The following is an 18859-nucleotide window of genomic DNA, read 5'->3' as shown; positions in this document are numbered from 1 at the left end:
ACACGCGGCGCATCAAGAAATGTCAGGGAATGCCCACGGAGGCCCTTCGGCGAGGTGCAAGACGGTAGAATAGGCGCTGATACATTTCGAGAGGAGACCCTGGCATGGCCAAGAAGAAGGACAAGAAGGCCCGCACGAAGGTCCTGGACGACGAGACCCTCGAGGCCTACGACCGCGTCGCGGCCGAGTACGAGCAGACGGCCACGAGCCTTGCCAAGAAGGCGGCCCGCTTCGCGGACAACCGCGACGAGAGCGAGCAGTACGACTTCAGCTACACCCAGAACCGCGAGGTGAGCTGGCTCAGGTTCGACAACCGCGTCCTCGACGAGGCCTATGACCCCACGGTGCCGCTCTTCGAGCGCCTCAAGTTCTGCTCGATCTTCTCGTCGAACCTCGACGAGTGGTTCATGATCCGCGTGGGCGGCCTCTCGGACCTGGCGACCCTCAAGCACCAGCCCGCCGACAACAAGTCCAACGAGACGCCCTCCGAGCAGCTTGCCGTCCTCTTCGAGATGCTCCCCGACCTCATCGAGCGCCAGTCGAAGGCCTTCCACGGCATCGAGGGCGAGCTCGCGGACGCAGGCCTCGAGCACGTCTATCCCGCAGAGGCCACCGAGGCCGACAAGGCCACCATCGACACCTGGATCGAGTCGTCCCTCTCCCCCATCATCTCGCCCATGGTCGTCGACCCGCGCCACCCGTTCCCCAACCTGAGGAACGGCCTGCTCTACGTGATGGCCTCGCTCGACGGCCCAGAGGAGTCAGGCGTCCTCGGCATGGTCGAGGTGCCACCTACCCTGCCGCGCGTGGTCGAGCTCCCCTCCACCGAGGAGCACTACCGCTACACCCTCATCGAGGACATCATCATCGCGCGCCTCGGCACGCTCTTCGGACAGTACGAGCCCACGAGCTCGGCCGTCATCCGCGTCACCCGCAATGCCGACATCGACCCGGACGGCGAGGGCGTCGAGGAGGAGGAGGACTACCGCCAGCACATGAAGAAGGTCCTCAAGCGCCGCCAGCGCCTGCAGCCGGTCCGCCTCGAGATGGAAGGCGAGCTTGACCCCGCCCTACGCGACTTCATCCTCGACGAGCTCGAGCTCGCACCGGAGCGCGTGACGAGCCAGGACTTCCCCATGGACCTCGGCTACGTCTTCGGGCTCGAGCCCAAGATCCCCACGGCCCGGCGGTCGACGCTCGTCGAGGAGCCGTTCGAGCCCCAGCAGTCCCCCATGGTCGATGCCTCCAAGCCCGTGCGCGACCAGGTGCTCGACCATGACGTCCTGCTCTTCTACCCGTACGAGAGCATGAACCCGCTGCTGAACCTCCTCCACGAGGCCTCGACCGACGACGAGTGCATCTCGGTCAAGATCACCCTGTACCGCGTGGCCAAGCAGTCACGCCTCTGCGAGAGCCTCATCGCCGCCGCCGAGAACGGCAAGGACGTCACCGTCCTCATGGAGCTGCGCGCCCGCTTCGACGAGGAGAACAACATCGAGTGGGCAGAGCGCCTCGAGAACGCCGGCTGCACGGTGATCTATGGCTCGGAGGGGTTCAAGTGCCACTCCAAGATCTGCCAGATCACCTATCACGCCGATGGCAAGATCCGCCGCATCACCTGCCTCGGGACGGGCAACTTCAACGAGAAGACCGCCCGCCTCTACTCTGACTTCATGCTGCTCACGGCGCACGAGGGCATCGGCGAGGACGGCAACTCCTTCTTCCGGAACCTCTCCATCGGCAACCTCGCCGGCACCTACAAGTTCCTCGGCGTGGCACCCATCGGCCTCAAGCCCCTCATCATGCGGGGCCTCGACCGCGAGATCGGCCGCGCGCGCTCCGGAGAGCCCGCCAAGGTCTTCATGAAGCTCAACTCGCTCACCGACCGCGACGTCATCGACAAGATCTCGGAGGCCTGCGAGGCCGGCGTGACGGTCATCATGATCATCCGAGGCATCTGCTGCATAAGGGCAGGCGTCCCCGGAAAGACCGACGGCCTCATCGTGCACCAGATCGTGGGGCGGCTCCTCGAGCACTCGCGCGTCTACGCCTTCGGCGCGGACACCGACGTGGTCTACCTCTCGAGCGCAGACATGATGACGCGCAACACCGAGCGCCGCGTCGAGATCTGCTACCCCGTGCTCGACCCCGTCTGCCGCGACATGGTCATCCAGTACATGAACCTGCAGGTACTTGACAACGTCAAGGCACGGAGGCTCACCCCCGAGGGCACCTGGGAGCCCATCCCGGCCCCTGAGGGCGTGGCGCACGTCAACAGCCAGCAGACGCTCATCGCGCTCGCCTACCGCAGGGCGATGCTCGCCGACGACGACCCCGAGAGCCGTCTGGTACCGCTCGGCCAGACGATGGCCTCCCTCGAGCCGCAGGTCGCCGAGGAGCTCCGCGCCATGAAGACGCCCTTCTCGTTCCCCGAGCTCGTGACCCTCGCATCCGAGAAGATCGCACGGGCCGTCGCGACCGACGTCATGGGCGACCATGCATGCGCGGAGGCCACGGTTGCCAGGCCGGAACCGCGACCCGAGCCCACGACAGACGAGGGAGCCGCACCCGAGCCAGCGGCCGAGGTCGCATCAGAGCCCGCGAGAGACGACGGGACTGAGCCGATCCCTGAGCCCGAGGTCGAGGCCATATCCGAGCAGCCGCTCGAGTCCGTGGCGACATCCGGCTCAGAGGCGTCCCCCACGTCGGAGCACATGGACTCAGCCGCGGCCGAGGCCGAGACTGAGTCCGTGCCAGAGGCAGGGCCCATGCCGACGGCGCCCGAGGCAGAAGGAGCCGAGAGCCCTGCAACACCTGCCGACGTAGCTGCCACACCAGTCGAGGCCCATGTCATAGAGTCAGCACCGGCCAAGGACGACGCGAATGGCCAGGCGACCGCACCTCAGCCCGAACCTGCCCCCACGCTCGTCAAGCGCCAGCACGGACGCTTCTATACCGCGTTCGCCCTCATCGGGCTCGGCTTCAAGACCCTCCTCTTCGGCAAGGCCAAGAGGCATGACGATCACGAGGGCCAGGAATAGTGAGGCTCACCTGCGAACGCATGACCTATGGCTGCGATGCCATCGCCCATACCGACGGGGGCAAGACCGTCTTCGTCTCGGGCGGCTTGGCAGGGGACGTCGTCGACGCCACCATCACGAGCGACGGGAAGAGCTTCTCGCGCGCACGGGTGGACTCCGTCGTGCAGCCGTCCCCCGACCGTGTCACCAGCGCATGCCCACTCTCCGCGGTCTGTGGCGGCTGCCCGTGGGCATCCCTCGCGCGCCCCGCACAGCTCGCGGCCAAGCAGGCCAACGTCGAGGACGCCCTCACGAGGACCGGGCACCTGCCGCAGGAGCTCGTCGACCAGGTCCTGCGCCCCATCGAGGACCCCGGACCTGCCTGGGGCTACCGCAACAAGGTGGAGCTCGCCTTCCAACGCCGCGGCGGTAGGGCCCTCGTCGGCATGCATGCGGCCGCGAGCGACTCCATCGTCAAGGTCACGACCTGCCCGCTCCTCTCGCACAGCCACTCCAAGCTGGTCAAGTCCGTCTCGGGGTCCCTCGCCTATCTGGCGGGGAGCCACGACCTCGCCCTCGACCGCGTGGGGATCCGGGCCTCGGATGCCACCGGTGACGTCGAGGTCGCCCTCTGGGGCCCCTCCGGCGCATTCCCGCGCGGGCAGGCGTCGCGCGTCCTCGCACCCGTGAAGGCGACCTCCGTCGTACGGGTCATGACGCGAGGGCCCGAGAAGGCCCGCCGCATCGCCGGCGTCGAGCGCCTCTCCGGCACCGGCTCCTGGCACGAGCGCGTCCTCGGCGAGGACATGCGCCTCTCGGCCCCATCGTTCTTCCAGGTCAACACGAAGGGTGCCGAGAGGCTCGTCGAGCTCGTGCTCGAGGGGCTGGCACCCGCCGATGACGACGTCGCGATGGACCTCTACTCAGGAGCGGGCACCTTCACGCTACCCTTGGCACGACGCTGCTCGTACGTGGCCGCCGTCGAGAGCTATGGCCCTGCGGTCCGCGACCTGAGACGTAACCTCGAGTCCTCGGGTCTCGACAACGTCGATGCCGTGGGCGGCGACGCCGACCGCGAGTTCCCTGACGAGGATGCCGACGTCATCGTGGTCGACCCGCCCCGTGCCGGCCTGGCGCCCCATGTGGTGGAGCAGCTCTCGGCAACAGGCGCACGCGCCATCGCCTATGTCTCGTGCGACCCGGCAACGCTCGCGCGCGACCTCGCACGCTTCCGCGAGGCAGGCACCTTCGAGCCCGTCTCTCTCACCCCGGTGGACCTCTTCCCCCAGACCTTCCACGTGGAGTGCGTCACGATCCTCGCGAGGGCCCAGCACTGACCCAATGGCTTCATGCACCGGCGTCACCTATGTGAAAGGATGGTCATCATGACCAAGGCAGCGGTTCTGTTGGCAGACGGCTTCGAGACGATCGAGGCCCTCACGGTGACCGACGTGCTGAGGCGGGCCGGCGTGGACGTCGCCGACGTCTCGTGCATGAGGAGCCTCACGGTCACGAGCTCCCAGCAGGTGCCCGTGGTGGCCGACGTGCTCATTGACGACTACGACTTCGACGCCTGCGACTGGGTCGTGTGCCCCGGTGGCATCCCCGGCACGCCCAACCTCCGCGCACAGCAGCGCGTCTGTGACCTTCTCGCCCGATTCATGGACCACGGGCATGTCGCGGCGATCTGTGCTGCGCCCTCGATCCTGGCCGAGCTCGGGCTTCTCGAAGGCCGCAGGGCGACGTGCTTCCCCTGCTGCGACAAGGACTTCCCTGCAGGCGTGCGCCCCGCTGAGGAGGGCGTCTACGTGGACGGTAACCTCATCACGGCCTCGGGCATGGGGTGGGCCCTGCCCTTCTCGCTCGAGATCGTGCGTGCCATCGGCGGCGCCAGCGCGGTGGACAAGGTCCGCGCCGGGCTCGCCCTCGGACCGGAGCAGGGCCGATGATCCTCGCCTCCTCATCGCCTCGTCGCATCGAGCTCCTCTTCGAGGCAGGCTACGACGCACGCGTCATCCCTGCGGACATCGACGAGACCCCGCGCACGGGAGAGACGCCCAAGCAGCTCGTCGACAGGCTCGCCTGCGCCAAGGCCCATGCCGTCGCGTCCCAGGCCACACCTGGCGAGCTCGTCATCGCAGCCGACACCACCGTCGAGCTCGACGGTCGTTCACTGGGAAAGCCGGCCGACGGAGCCGAGGCGCAGGCCATGCTGAGGGCCCTGTCCGGCCGTACCCACGAGGTCTCGACCGGGGTCTGCCTGCTCCGCACGGCCGATCCCGCACGCTCCGCCGACACACGCGAGCGCGACTTCGTGGAGACCACAGAGGTCGCGTTCTATGACCTCGACGACGACCTCATCGCCGGTTATGTGCGGACGGGCGAGCCAGCCGACAAGGCCGGCGCCTATGGTATCCAGGGGGCAGGCCGCCTCCTGGTCCGCAAGATCGACGGTGACTACTACAACGTGGTGGGCCTTCCCATCGCGCGCCTGGTACGTGAGATGGACGCCCTGGGCGCCGAGACGGACGCACCGGAACGATAAGCGAGTACGACAGGGAGGAACACGTCATGCATGAGATCGTCGACATCTCGGAGCTCGAGGGGTTCTATGTGGGCCAGGTCACCCACGCGGCCGCCGGGACGGGCTGCACCTGCATCGTCTGTCCCGAGGGGGCCACAGGTGCCGTCGACGTGCGCGGAGGTGCCCCGGCCACGCGCGAGACCGACCTGCTCCGCCCGGAGGAGACGGTGGACGTGCTCGACGCCGTCGTGCTCTCGGGAGGCTCCGCCTTCGGCCTTGCGACGTCATGCGGAGTGGCCGACGAGCTCGAACGACGCGGGATCGGCCTCGACGTGGGCGTGGGGCGCGTCCCCATCGTGAGCTCTGCCTGCCTGTTCGACCTCGCCTGCGGGGATCCCTCCGTGCGCCCTACTGCGAAGGACGGCGCGGCAGCCGTGACCTCGGCAATCGACGGCGACGGACGACATGTGGTCTGCGGCAACGTGGGCGCAGGAGCCGGATGCACCGTCGGCAAGCTGGCCGGCCCCGAGCGTGCCATGAAGTCAGGGCTGGGGGCCTGCGTCGAGCACGCTGGCGAGCTCACCTGCGCCGCGATCGCCGCCGTGAACGCCTGCGGGAACGTCTGCGACCCCGACACCGGTGCCTGGATCGCGGGCCTTCGCGCCGACGCGGCCTCACGCGAGGTCGTGAGCGAGTCCCGGCTCCTCCTCGACGCGGCGGCGACCATGCCCCTCTCGCGAACCAATACCACCATCTCGTGCGTCATCGTGAATGCATCGCTCACCAAGGCCCAGGCGACGAAGGTCGCCCAGATGGCGGCCGACGCCTATGCACATGCCATAAAGCCCACGCATACCACCAACGACGGCGATACCGTCTTCGTGATGGCCAAGGGGACGTTGATCGCGCCCGTCGACGTCGTGGGGACGCTCGCCTGCCGTGCCCTCGAGCAGGCGATCGCACGCGGCGCTGCCACAGCCGAGGGGGCCTTCGGCCTCCCCGGAGCCGCCGACTGACGACCACACCCGTTCCCCTCGCATCGCCCTGCCCCACATCAGCCTCCTAAGGAGTCCCATGTACAAGCTCGTCGCAAGTGACATGGACGAGACGTTCCTCGCCCACGACCACACCATCCCGGCGGCCAACCTCGAGGCGGTACGAAGGCTGGCAGACCTCGGGGTGGAGTTCGTCCCGGCGAGCGGGCGTGGGTTCGACTCGGTCATGATGACCCTCGAAGGGCTCACGAGCGCAGGGCTCGCACCTTCGCATGTCATCTCATACAACGGGGGCTGCATCACCGAGGCGGGCACGGGCAGGGTCCTCACGAGCGCGACCATGCCCTTCGACCTGCTCGAGGAGGCCTTCGAACTCTCGCGGCGACTGGACCTGTGCTTCCATGCCTATGTCCTCAACGGACCGGTATGGTGCTCGCGGATGAACGCCTCCGAGCGCGACTTCCTCGCCGGACGCATGCTCGTGGAGGACTTCCCAGAGGACGACGTCGACTTCCTGGCGAATGAGCCGATCGCCAAGTGCCTCATCCAGTCAGACGACTTCGGCTTCCTGCACGAGGTCGGCCGCGATCCCGCACGATATGGCGCCGAGCACCTCGTCGAGAGCACGACCGTGGTCTACTCGTCGAACCGCTACATCGAGTTCTGTCCCAAGGGCGTCGACAAGGGCTCCGGGCTCGCGCACCTTGCAGGCCTGCTCGGCATCGGCCTGGACGAGTGCATAGGCTGCGGCGACTCCGTGAACGACCTCGCCATGATCCGCGCGGCGGGACTTGGGGTGGGGGCTGCCAACGTCACGCCGGACGTCGCCCCGAGCTGCGACTACGTCTGCTCGGCCACCTGCGACGAGGGCGTCATCGCCGAGGTCGTGGACCACTTCGTGGCACCCCAGCACACGCCGGTTCAAGATCGGGACATCTAGCCCGTGTAACCACCGAAATGGTAGAACTTCAGGATGAACCAGGCACGCCTGCGCCTTCCCGGAGGCAGGCACCAGTCGACGATCGGCATGCCGAACTTGAACATGAAGAAGGCCGGGAAGCGATGGAGCCATCCGTGCAAGGTGTGCCGGGATTGGTGGAGCCGCTGCAGGATCTCGTCATGATAGGGGCACCTCGAGGCATAGTCCCAGAAGTACTCGGCCATGTCCATCTTGGGGTTGACCCAGGGACGGTCGTCCGTGCCCGCATAGTGCACGATGAGCGGATCGAGGCGAGCCTTCTCGTAGGCGGCACGGACCTCGGGGGCTGCGGCGCCGATGATGTGGGTACGACGCAGCCCTTCCCAGTCCACGAGCACGTTCCAGCGCATGTCGACCGCACGATAGCCGCCGTTGCGCGCCACGTGGTTGAGGACGTCCTGGTCGAGCCACTTCCAGGTATGCTCCGTGGCGAGGCCAACGAGCTCGTCTGACGTGGTGCGACGCCTGAACTCCTCGAGGTTGAGCAGGAGCACGCCCGCCTGGAAGTAGGTATGCGTGTCGTCGAGGCCGACCTGCCCCTCAAGATAGGCCTTGACCGTGCAATCGTATCCGTCGCACTGCCCGGCCGTGTCGGCGTCACGGGTCGCCGCGAGCAGGTAGCCATCGACGTCCGTGTCGAACAGGGCGGCCACGTCGGTCAGAGCGACAAGGTCGCTATCGAGGTAGATGGCCTTGCTCACGTCTGGCAGCATCTCAGGCGCCATGAGGCGGTAGTAGGTCTCCTTCCTGAAGTGGCCGCGGCAGGGCAGCTCGACATCTCCCATCGCCGTGGGGGCGTCAAGGAAACCGATGTGGAAGTTGTCGCGCTCCACCTGGTCACAGAGGGTCCTCATGCTCACCGGGGTGATGTTGGTCGAGAGGATCACGACGTCGTAGTTACGGGCCGGGTCGGTATGCTCCACGATCGACTCGAGGGCCACCGAGAGATAGGGCACGTACCACTCGTCGCTGGCGAAGAGGATGACCACGTCGTCCAGGGCAAGGCCGAGCTCCGCCGAGCTCGTGGCAGAGGTGCCGTGGTCACGGTAGACGTTGCCCGATCCGAGGGCGACGGTTGCCGGTCTCTTGAAAGCCAAGGTGCGGATGCCTCCGATACGAGCCGCACGCCGGACGCTCGGTCCAGGCATGCAGACAGTTGCGAGCGTGGTCAGTTGAACTTCACGAGCTTCTGGGCGAAGCGGTACAGGCCGATGGTGACCTTCTCGCCCGTCTTGGTGGGTAGGTTGGTCGAGAGGCCGAGGACGCCCTTGCTCGCACGCCGGTACATCCTGCTGTCGTACTCCCGGAGCTCGTCCCAGAGCGCCTTGCACTCGGCCATGGCGTTCGGCTTGTCGGAGAGGCGCGAGAAGATCGAGCACAGTGCCATCATCATCGTGAAGTACCCCACCATGTAACTGCGGAGGTGGAACGAGTCGATGTCGTCGTACAGGTGATAGGCGTGCATCATGATGCGCGTGATGCGGATCTGCTGGTCGATGCGACTTGCCATGACCTTCTCGTTCACAGACTGGTCCTCGCGGCCGATGAAGTAGCGGTACAGGTCTATGTCGAGGTAGTAGAGCGTCTTGCAGCGCGGGAGCGGCACGTAGGCGTAGATGTTGTCCACGTAGAAGGTGTGGGCAGGCATGGGGATGCCGCCCGCCTGCAGGATGTCGGTGCGGTAGCACAGCGAGTGCATGAGCAGGTTCTGGCTCATGGTGAAGTGACCGATGTCATGCCAGGTGAGAATCTTGTCAGGCTTCAGCGCGAACCGGTAGTCCACGAAGGTCTGACGAGCGTCCTCCACATGCTCGTAGACGTAGTTGGAGATCACGAGGTCGATGCGCACGTCATGGTTCACGAAGCCGCGAAGGTTCGCGAGAAGCTCCTTCAGGGCGGCGGCATCGAGCCAGTCGTCGGAGTCCACGATCTTGAAGTAGGTTCCCTCGGCGAGGGAGAGGGCCTTCAGGACCGCGATGCCATGACCGCCGTTCTCCTGATGGACCGCCTTCACGATGGTGGGATAGCGGGTCTCCCACTCCTGCGCCTTGGCAAACGTGTCGTCCTTGGTGGAGCCGTCATCGACGATGATGAGCTGGACGTCATCGGCGGCGTCCGAGCCGTCGATGATCGAGGAGATGCACGTGTCCATGTACTCGGCGGAGTTGTAGCAGGGAACGCCGAACGTGATGGTCTTGCTCATGGGGATGGCTCCCCTCCTTCGTGCGGGTTGGGGCGGGCAGGCCTAGGAGTGCGCGGCCACGAGCTCGTCGGACAGGTCGAGGGCGGATGCCACCACGCCGTCCATGTCGTAGTAGCGGTACTCGGCGAGGCGTCCCACCGGATGGAAGTTCGAGACGCCCTCGACGCGATCGAGGTAGCGCTTGTAGAGGGCACGCGACCCATCCTCGAGGATGGCGTAGTACGGGGTCTCGCCGCTGCCTGGCTCGTAGGCCTTGGGATACTCGCGCATGATGACGGTCTTGCCGGGGACGACCTGGCCGGTCATGTTCTTGAACTCGGTGATGCGGGTGAAGTCCTCGCTCGTGGTGTAGTTGACCGTGCCCACGGGCTGGAACTGGTCCTGGTCGAGCGTCTCGAACCGCATGTCGAGCGTGCGATACGGCAGGCCGCCGAGGTCGAGCCCGAAGAGCTCGTCGAGCGGGCCCGTATAGACGATCTCGCCGCCGTAGGGCTTGCCCGAGACCATGGCATACGAAGGCGTGACCTCGAGGATGTCGCGAGCATCGACGTCACAGAACACGTCGATGAGGTCATGGTCGAGCAGACGGTCGAAGAGCTTGGTATAGCCGTCGGCAGGCATGCCCTGGTGCGGGGCCTTGGGGAAGTACCGGTCGTCGTCGCCCACGAACACGGGGACACGGCCGGTGATGGAGGGATCGATCTGGTCAGGCGTCTTGCCCCACTGCTTCATGGTGTAGTGCAGGAAGACGTTCTCGTAGACGTAGTCGGCCACCTCTGCGAGGTCGGCGTCGTTCTTCTCGCGAAGCTCCATGATGGGGACCTTCTTGTTCTCACCGAAGGTCGCCACGAGCTTGGCATAGAGGCGCTCGCCGCGCTCAGGCCCGAAGGCGAGCTTCAGCGAGGCATGGTTGAACGGGACCGGCATCAGGGTGCCGTGGATGTTGGCGAGGACCTTGTGCTGGTAGTCGGTCCACTCCGTGAAGCGCGAGAGGAACTGGTGCACCCGATCGTTCTCGGTGTGATAGATGTGCGGACCATACTTGTGGACGAGGATGCCGTCCTTGTCATAGAAGTCATAGGCGTTGCCCGCGACGTGGTCGCGACGCTCGAGCACGGCCACATGCCAGCCACAGGCCTCGGCAAGGCTCCTCGCGCAGACGGCGCCTGCGTAACCTGCACCGACCACGAGCATGTCGTAGTTCTCGGCATTGAAATCCTGGGGCAGACCACTCTGGAGCGTCATCTATATCCTCTCGAACAGCTCTGCCGACCTCGGCATGCGACGTGCCACCCCGCGACCGACCTTCCCATAACACGAAGAAATCGAGGTGTACGCGGTGCGTGCACGACTCGATCTCGGTACCGATTCTATCACGCGCCCTTATACTGGATGTGCTTGGCACCATAAGGTACGAAACGCACAAGGAGAAGGAGCGTTCATGAGCGACTTTCTAGACCGTATGAAGAAGGCAGCGGCCGCCGACAAGAAGACGATCGTACTGCCCGAGGGCGAGGACCCCCGTACCATCGCCGCAGCCAAGGCCGTCATCGAGGAGGGCCTTGCCGACCTCGTGATCCTGGGCGACCCGGCCACCATCGACGTGCCCGGCGCCACCGTCGTAGACCCCAAGGCCTCCGACAAGCACGAGGCCTACGCCGCCAAGCTCGCCGAGCTCCGTGCCAAGAAGGGCATGACCATCGAGCAGGCTCGCGAGACCGTGGATGACAACACCTACTTCGGCATGATGATGGTCAAGATGGGTGATGCCGACGGCCTGGTCTCAGGCGCCTGCCACTCCACGGCCAACACGCTGCGCCCCGCACTCCAGATCATCAAGACGGCCCCGGGCACCAAGCTCGTCTCGGGCTTCATGATGGTCTGCGTACCCGACTGCGAGATGGGCCAGAACGGCACGTTCCTCTTCTCTGACATCGGCCTCAACGAGTACCCCGACGCAGACCAGCTCTCAGAGATCGCCATCTCATGCGGAGCCACCTGGAAGGCCTTCATGGGCACCGAGGCCAAGGTCGCCATGCTCTCGTACTCCACCAAGGGCTCTGCCAAGGGTGAGTACGTCGAGAAGGTCCGCAACGCTGCCGCGGCCGTGAACGAGAAGGCCCCCGAGCTTGCCTGTGACGGCGAGCTGCAGCTTGACGCCGCCCTCATCCCCGAGGTCGCCTCCCTCAAGGCACCGGACTCCAAGGTTGCCGGCCAGGCCAACGTCCTCGTGTTCCCCAACCTCGACGCGGGCAACATCGGCTACAAGCTCGTCCAGCGCCTTGGCAAGGCAGAGGCCTATGGCCCGCTGCTCCAGGGCATCGCCAAGCCGGTCAACGACCTCTCGCGCGGCTGCTCTGCCACCGACATCGTGGGCGTCATCGCCATCACCGCCGTCCAGGCCCAGATGGCCGCGGCTGCCGAGTAGGCTCGATACCCAACGTCCTGCACAAGAGGCCCCCGACACCTACGTGGTGTCGGGGGCCTCTTCATGCATTCACGCTATGGCACAGGGCTTTACCGCAAAGTGCCTTCTCCACCCCACCCTTACGAGACGCTCGGCCCTGCCGCGATCACATCCGCGTCCAGGTCGGGATAGCGGTCCTTGCGATGCTCCTCGAACATCTCGGCCAGGGTAAGCGCCGCCGCCTTGTAGGCCTCGGGATCCTTCCAGGTGCTCTTGGGATCGAGCATCGCATGCTTCACGAACGGGCAGTCACGCGGGACGTCGAGGTTGAGGCGGTCGTCATGCCACCAGCCTCCGTCGCCGATCGAGTTGGCGAGCGCGGCCGTGACGAGGGCACGCGTGACCTTGAGCTTGATGCGGCTGCCGACCCCATAGGGACCCCCTGACCAGCCGGTGTTCACCAGATAGACGCGCGTGTGGTAACGGTCGATGCGGTCACCCAGCATGCGGGCGTACTCCATGGGGTCAAGCGGCATGAACGGCTCGCCGAAGAGGGCGGAGAACGTGGGCTGTGGCGTCTTCACGCCCTGCTCGGTGCCGGCGACCTTGCTGGTGAACCCCATGAGGAAGTGATACATGGCGCCATCGCGCGAGAGGCGCGAGATGGGGGGCAGCACGCCGAAGGCGTCACAGGCAAGGAACAGCACCACCGATGGGACCTGGCCGGTTCCTCTCACGTTGACCTTGTCGATGTGCTCCACGGGATAGGCCACGCGCGTGTTCTCGGTGAGCGAGCCATCCGTGTAGTCGGGCCGGCGCGTATGCGAGTCGATGACGACGTTCTCGCACATGGAACCGAAGCTGATGGCGTTGTAGATCTGAGGCTCGGCCGCAGCGTCGAGGTCGATGGTCTTGGCGTAGCAGCCGCCCTCGATGTTGAAGACGCCCTTGTCGGACCAGCCATGCTCGTCATCGCCGATGAGGTCACGGAAGGGGTCTGCCGACAGTGTCGTCTTGCCGGTGCCCGAGAGCCCGAACAGGACGGCCGTCTCGCCCGTGGCCTGGTCCATGTTGGCCGAGCAGTGCATGGGAAGCACGTCGTCCTCGACGGGGAGCAGCCAGTTCATGAACGAGAAGACGCCCTTCTTGATCTCGCCGGAGTAGGCCGTGCCCGCCACCACGATCTGGCCGCGAGCAAGGTCGAGGATGACCGCCGCGTCGGAATGGACGGCGTCGCGCTCGGGGTCGGTGTGAAGCCCCGGGGCTGCCAGGACGAGGATGTCAGGCTGACCGTAGTCCGCTAGCTCCGCGGCCGTGGGACGGATGAGCATCTGATGGGCGAAGAGCGCCTGGCTCGCCAGCTCGCAGACGACCATGACCTTGCGCGAGTGCGCGCGGTCGGCGCCTGCCATGGCACGGACCACGAAGAGGTTGCGGTCGGAGAGGCGACCTGCCGCTCGGTCGCGGATGGACGAGAAGTGCGCGCGGTCGATCGGGACGTTGACCGGCCCCCAGGCAACACGGTCATGGATGGCGGGGTCATCGACCACGAAGCGGTCGTTGGGCGAACGGCCCGTACGTTCGCCGGTGGTCACGCAGAGCGAGCCATTGACGGCGAGCTCGCCCTCTCCCCTCTTGAGCGCCCATTCCACCAGCTCGGCGGCCGTAAGGTCGGCGTGGAGCTTCTCTGGCGGGCAGTCGATGCCAGCAGCACGAAGAATATCGAGGGTCATGATGCCTCCCGTGTCAGGCGCGGTATGCGTTGAGCTCTTGCGATGAGGATATGCCCCACATCGCACACTTTGTCGCTTATACCCGAGCGCACCGACACGAAGCAGACTTGTCCGCAAGCGGTGGCTCACATGAGGACGCACGACGCATCTCGGGTCGGATGCGTCGTGCGACGTGGGAAGTGCGGACGTTGCCTGCGGCCCTCGACCGACTAGTCGACCATCGTGATCGAGGTGATCTTGGGCTGGTTCTCGGCAGCGACGGTCCCGTTCGAGTCGGTCGTGGGGACGTTGGCACAGATGGCGTCCACCACGTCCATGCCCGAGGTCACATGGCCGAAGGCGGCGTACTGGCCGTCGAGCGAGGTGTTGTCGGCCTGCATGATGAAGAACTGCGAGCTTGCCGAGTTGTAGTTGGTCGAGCGCGCCATCGAGATGGTCCCACGCGTGTGCGACAGGGTGTTCACCACGCCGTTCTTCGAGAACTCACCCTTGATGCACTGGTCAGAGCCACCGGTGCCGTTGCCCTTGGGGTCCCCGCCCTGGATCATGAAGCCCGAGATCACACGATGGAACGTGAGTCCGTCGTAGAAGCCCTCGTCGACGAGGCGGGCGAAGTTCGAGACGGTGATAGGAGCGATGCTGGCGTTGAGCTCGACCTGTATGGTGCCGTAACCCTCGACCTCGATGGTGGCGTGATGGAGACCCGTCGAGTACTTGGCATCGCCGACGGCCGCGGTGGCACAGGAAGAGGAGGAGGACGTCGTGGCCGAGCCGGAGCCGGTGGAGGCCGCGGAGGCCGTGGACGACGAGGAGGCCGAGGCGGTCGAGCACCCCGCGAGGGCGACCAGGCAGCAGACGCAGGCGCATGCGATCGCGAACAACGGGGCCGTGCGGAGGCGACGGCACGTGCAGGTCATGGGAAGATCCCTTCGCGAGAGAAACAGGGTTGAGTAGCAGGTCATAGCCTAGCACGACGCAGGCGGCCACCCGCTGCCAGGAGGCAGGGGTCGCAAGGCGCCCACGAACGACATCGGGCTGGCCTGGCGAGCACCACCGACCGTGCAGGCATGTCACCGCCGCCAGCCCGCATCGCACACGGCGTCGCCCCGGATCGACGCGGCACCTCCGCCACATCACCCGTCCATCGACATGGGGTATGGTGCTTCAGGAACGTGACCCGCTCCACCAGAGGGAAGGCATCGACATGACCCAGGACCAGGGCGCCATCGTCCCCCTTCAGCCGCTCGACACCATCCAGCGCTACTTCGACGAGCGCCAGGAGGCCCTCGTGCGATGCGCGCTCGCCCTGGACGGGCGCCTCAACCTCGCGGCCCTCAAGGAGGCCTGCGCCCACGTCGTCACGGCCGTCCCCGCCGCGGCGGGTGCCTTCGATGCGCGCGCCAACTGCTGGCGCACATTCGACGATGCCTCGGTGCGCATCCTCCGACTCCTGACCTGCGACGACGATGCCTACGACAAGACCGTCCGCACGGCGCTCCTCGCACACCTCAACCCGATGGTGGCCCCGCAGCTTCGCGTCACCGTGGTCCGTCGTCCGACGGGCCCGGACACGCTGGTCGTCTGCGCCCATCATATGCTCTGTGACTTCGGGGGCTTCCGCCAGGTGCTCTCCCTGCTGTCGTCAGCCTATGCGCGCGCGACCGGCGAGGACACCGGATCCGACGCCGCGCCCAGCCTCACCGTCCCCGCCACGCGAGGCCTCCTGCAGATCACCCGCAACATCCCGGCGACGCATCTGGCCCGCGTCCTCGCACATGACCCTCGCGCCCCGAAGGCCGACCCTGACCTCGTCATGCCCGCCGCCTCAGGGTCTGCCTGCCCCAGACTCGCCCGCAGGGACATAGCCGCGGCCGACTTCGAGCAAGCATGTGCCACGGTGGCCGCTGTCGGTGCCACCGCGAACGACCTCCTGCTTGCGGCATACGGCCGCACGTTGTGCTCGGCGGTGGGCTCTGACTCAGTCGTACTCCCCTGCCCCATCGACCTCAGGCGCTACGCGCGGGCCGGCCAGACCTGCGGCGTCTGTAACCTCACCGGGTCGCTCTCGTGCCGCGTGAGCTCCTATGTGCGCGAACCCCTCATGGCCACCATCGCCGCTGTCTCGCGCCAGATGCGCGTGGCGAAGGCCAGCGATGCCGGCCTCAGGGACCCACTGATGCTCGAGGCCGTCAAAGCGCTGCCCTACGACGCCATGCGCGGCATCTTCGAGAACGCCGGCATGCCTGACGCCCTCTCATACACCAACCTCGGCGTGACCCGCGAGGCCCAGGTCGACTTCGGCCAGACCAAGGTCACCGATATGCTGGTGGCCACGGCGACCAGGCCATGGCCCACCTTCCAGCTGAGCGCCCACACGTTCGGCGGCACCTGCACCCTCACCGCCTGCATGGATGCCTCCGACGAGGCCGCCGAGGTGGCCCAGCAGGTCCTCGACGTCACCGCCGAGCAGGTCGAGCTGCTGGCGCGCCACGCCTAGCCTGGGTCACTTGATTCCCGGGCGCGCGCCCGGCGCAAGCGGCACCGCCACCCGCGCCCTGAGCGCCATGGCATCGCCGTTGTCATGGGTCGCCACCACAAGGGTGCGTCCGCCAAGATGGGTGTCCACGAACCCTGCCGCCCGCCAGTGCATATCGACATCAAGGCCAGCGAAGGGCTCGTCGAGAAGCACCGCCGAGGAAGGCCAGGCCATCGCACGTACCAGCTCCACGCGCTGCCGCTGACCTCCCGAGAGCTCCCTCACCGGCCGGTCCAGCACCTCCGCCGGGAGCAGCTCGCCGAGCAGCGCCGCGATGTCAGCCGCCGAGACCTCACGACCTGCCACGAGCGCGACGTTTCCCCGTGCGGAGAGCTCGTCGATGAGGCAGGTCCCCTGGAACGAGAGCCCCGTACGCCCGGGTACCTCCACGGTCCCCGCAATCGGTTCGTCGACGCCCGCAAGTGCCCTCAGCAGCGTGGACTTGCCGGCGCCGGAGACGTCGAGCAGGCATGTCCTGCTGCCACGCGGGAACTCCCTCGTGAGGCCGCGCAGGACGCCGACCCCGTCATGTCCCAGGTCGGCATCACGCGCGGCAAGGGACTCTGACGCACAGGACGGATGCACGACGTGGGTTGAGGGGCGCACCGACCAGGCGAGCGCCCAGGAGCCGGACCTTCGCAGCAGCCACAGGAAGCCCTTCTCGCAGAGGAAGGCCAGCGCGATGATGACGGCCGTCCAGGCGAAGAGGTCGGCCGTCTCGAGCAGGAGCTTGGACTGGTAGATCCTCTCGCCCATGCTGCCCATGGGAATGCCGATGAGCTCGGCCGCAACACCGGCCTTCCAGCTCATGCCGACGACCGTCCGGCAGATCGAGTCCAGGTAGGGCAGGATCTGGCGCCACGACGAGGCGGCAAGACGACGTAGGCCGTGCACGTGGAAGACGTCGAGCATGTCCGCCTCGTCCCTGTCGAGGTGGCCAACGGCCTCGACCACCGTGAACCAGATGGCAGGCAGCACCACGAGGGCGACCGCCACGGCCGACACGTTGGCCGACCCGAACCAGATGAGGAGAAGTACCACCAGACACACGACCGGCGTGGACTTGAGCATCGACATGAGGGGGCTCAGGAGCTCGCGGAGGAGGTCATGACGTGCCGAGAGGGCCCCGAGCAGGAGCCCACCTACGAAGGCGACAAGGAAGCCGCCCACGATGCGCACGAACGAGAAGCCCACCACACCCAGGAGCCGACCGCCCGTGAGGATGCCGCCGAGCGCGACCGCCGTGTCAAGGGGTCCGGCCAGGATGAGCGGAGATCCCACCACGAGCGATGCCGCCTCCCACACCACGAGCCAGAAGGCGACGACACCGACCTTGCGCGCGATGGCACGAGCGGGGGCGCGCCTTGGCACGTCCCCGCCTGGTGTCACGCCACCTTGTGTTTCGGATGCCATGCTATCCGAGGTAGTACATGTTCTCGGTGGGGACCGAGCCGCCCACGGAGGACGGGTCAGCCGAGTAGAGCACGTTGTAGTAGCCGCCGAGCGCCTTGGACATCTTGGCGCCGGTGATGCAGACGAGCTGACAGTTGGGGATGGCCTTCTCGGCGACCTCCACGCTGTCGACGATGCCCGCGTCGACCACGCCCTGGGCGGAGCCCGCAGGGTCGGCGTTCACGGCGTCGACCGAGGCAGACTGCTCCGTGATGAAGTCCTGGACCACGTCGGGGTGCGCCGTCAGGAACTCGTTGCGCACGATGGTCACGCCCGTGACGAGCTGGCTCGAGCCACCCGTGACGTCATCCCAGACGTCAGTGAGGCTGATGACGGACTTGAGCTGAGAGTTCTTGGTGGTGACAGCCGTGGTGTAGGGCTCGGGGAGCACGCCTATGGCCGAGGGGTCGGCCGCGAGCGCGCTCGAGACCTCGGTGGCCTCGCTCTTGAACTCGAGCGTGACCTGGTCGGCGATGCCCGCCTGGTCGAGCAGGTACTCCATGACGTACTCGGGCGTGGAACCCTTGCCCGTCATGTAGACGGTGTGCCCCGCGAGGTCGGAGAAGTCCTTGATCGACGAGTCACCCGTCACGACGGAGAGGACGCCCAGCGTGTTGATGTCGATGATCGAGATGTCACCGTCCGTCTTGTTGGAGAGCACCGAGGCCACGTTGGCAGGGACGAGCGCGATGTCGACGTCACCAGAGATGACCTTGGGGACGATCTCGTCGGCCGTGCCAGAGATGGTGAACTGGTAGTCGTTGGCACACTGCCCTGCCTTGGCCTTCTCCATGAACGAGACGAGCCCCACGGACGTGGGCCCCTTGAGCGAGGCCACGCGCACCGTGGTGCCGGAGTTCGTGGAGGCCTCAGCCGTGGTGGCCGCCTGCGTGGTGGACGCCGTGTCGGAGGAGGACCCTCCGCAGCCCATAAGGGCCAGGACGCCCACCACGAGACAGCTCACGATGGCGGCGAGGCAGAACCTTCTGATGGGGTGGTCACGTCGCATC

The 18859-nt window shown here is 66.4% G+C and carries 15 protein-coding genes; 8 read left to right on the top strand and 7 right to left on the bottom strand.

Annotated elements, in window-relative coordinates:
- Positions 1 to 104 precede the first annotated feature (104 nt).
- From ppk1 to LKE50_06355, 6 genes are read left to right on the top strand one after another with little or no spacing between them, the layout of a single operon-like run.
- Entirely contained in the window at positions 105 to 3041 is a 2937-nt protein-coding gene (ppk1, locus tag LKE50_06380) for a polyphosphate kinase 1 (protein ID MCH3968227.1), read from the top strand.
- Positions 3041 to 4357 carry a 23S rRNA (uracil(1939)-C(5))-methyltransferase RlmD gene (gene rlmD / locus LKE50_06375; GenBank protein MCH3968226.1) on the top strand — a complete coding sequence of 439 codons (1317 nt, stop codon included), beginning with the start codon at positions 3041 to 3043 and terminating at the stop codon, positions 4355 to 4357. Before ppk1 ends, rlmD begins: the two co-directional genes overlap by 1 nt.
- Positions 4358 to 4405: 48 nt before the next feature.
- A complete protein-coding gene (locus LKE50_06370; protein MCH3968225.1) occupies positions 4406 to 4969 on the top strand; it encodes a DJ-1/PfpI family protein in 564 nt (187 codons plus the stop codon).
- Complete coding sequence (locus LKE50_06365; protein MCH3968224.1) at positions 4966 to 5565, top strand: Maf family protein; 600 nt, start codon at positions 4966 to 4968, stop codon at positions 5563 to 5565. The genes LKE50_06370 and LKE50_06365 overlap by 4 nt, the downstream gene beginning before the upstream one ends.
- A gap of 26 nt (positions 5566 to 5591) precedes the next feature.
- Complete coding sequence (locus LKE50_06360) at positions 5592 to 6560, top strand: P1 family peptidase (GenBank protein MCH3968223.1); 969 nt, start codon at positions 5592 to 5594, stop codon at positions 6558 to 6560.
- Positions 6561 to 6618: 58 nt separating this feature from the next.
- Positions 6619 to 7479 (top strand): HAD-IIB family hydrolase, encoded by an 861-nt coding sequence (locus LKE50_06355; protein MCH3968222.1) that lies wholly within the window; start codon positions 6619 to 6621, stop codon positions 7477 to 7479.
- Here LKE50_06355 and LKE50_06350 read toward each other — a convergent pair.
- From LKE50_06350 to glf, 3 genes are all read right to left on the bottom strand, one after another.
- Positions 7476 to 8615, bottom strand: coding sequence for a glycosyltransferase family 8 protein (locus LKE50_06350; GenBank protein MCH3968221.1), 1140 nt, complete (start codon positions 8613 to 8615; stop codon positions 7476 to 7478). The genes LKE50_06355 and LKE50_06350 overlap by 4 nt on opposite strands.
- 71 nt (positions 8616 to 8686) lie before the next feature.
- A complete protein-coding gene (locus LKE50_06345; protein MCH3968220.1) occupies positions 8687 to 9721 on the bottom strand; it encodes a glycosyltransferase family 2 protein in 1035 nt (344 codons plus the stop codon).
- Between the two features lie 42 nt (positions 9722 to 9763).
- Positions 9764 to 10966 carry a UDP-galactopyranose mutase gene (gene glf / locus LKE50_06340; GenBank protein ID MCH3968219.1) on the bottom strand — a complete coding sequence of 401 codons (1203 nt, stop codon included), beginning with the start codon at positions 10964 to 10966 and terminating at the stop codon, positions 9764 to 9766.
- A gap of 196 nt (positions 10967 to 11162) precedes the next feature.
- Here glf and pta point away from each other — a divergent pair, with 196 nt between their 5' ends.
- Positions 11163 to 12149, top strand: coding sequence for a phosphate acetyltransferase (gene pta / locus LKE50_06335; GenBank protein ID MCH3968218.1), 987 nt, complete (start codon positions 11163 to 11165; stop codon positions 12147 to 12149).
- Between the two features lie 119 nt (positions 12150 to 12268).
- Here the strand turns inward: pta and pckA are convergent, their stop codons facing one another.
- Together pckA and LKE50_06325 are read right to left on the bottom strand one after the other, a co-directional pair.
- Entirely contained in the window at positions 12269 to 13861 is a 1593-nt protein-coding gene (pckA, locus tag LKE50_06330; protein ID MCH3968217.1) for a phosphoenolpyruvate carboxykinase (ATP), read from the bottom strand.
- A 209-nt stretch (positions 13862 to 14070) separates the two neighbouring features.
- Complete coding sequence (locus LKE50_06325; protein MCH3968216.1) at positions 14071 to 14778, bottom strand: peptidylprolyl isomerase; 708 nt, start codon at positions 14776 to 14778, stop codon at positions 14071 to 14073.
- A gap of 287 nt (positions 14779 to 15065) precedes the next feature.
- Here LKE50_06325 and LKE50_06320 point away from each other — a divergent pair, with 287 nt between their 5' ends.
- Positions 15066 to 16358 carry a hypothetical protein gene (locus LKE50_06320; GenBank protein ID MCH3968215.1) on the top strand — a complete coding sequence of 431 codons (1293 nt, stop codon included), beginning with the start codon at positions 15066 to 15068 and terminating at the stop codon, positions 16356 to 16358.
- A gap of 6 nt (positions 16359 to 16364) precedes the next feature.
- Here LKE50_06320 and LKE50_06315 read toward each other — a convergent pair whose 3' ends face one another.
- Positions 16365 to 17768 carry an ATP-binding cassette domain-containing protein gene (locus LKE50_06315; protein MCH3968214.1) on the bottom strand — a complete coding sequence of 468 codons (1404 nt, stop codon included), beginning with the start codon at positions 17766 to 17768 and terminating at the stop codon, positions 16365 to 16367.
- A gap of 43 nt (positions 17769 to 17811) precedes the next feature.
- A complete protein-coding gene (locus LKE50_06310) occupies positions 17812 to 18858 on the bottom strand; it encodes an ABC transporter substrate-binding protein (protein MCH3968213.1) in 1047 nt (348 codons plus the stop codon).
- Position 18859 lies beyond the last annotated feature (1 nt).

The organism is Atopobiaceae bacterium, assembly GCA_022483015.1.
GTDB lineage: Bacteria > Actinomycetota > Coriobacteriia > Coriobacteriales > Atopobiaceae > JALCUE01.
This window is presented reverse-complemented; position numbering and strand designations above follow the sequence as displayed.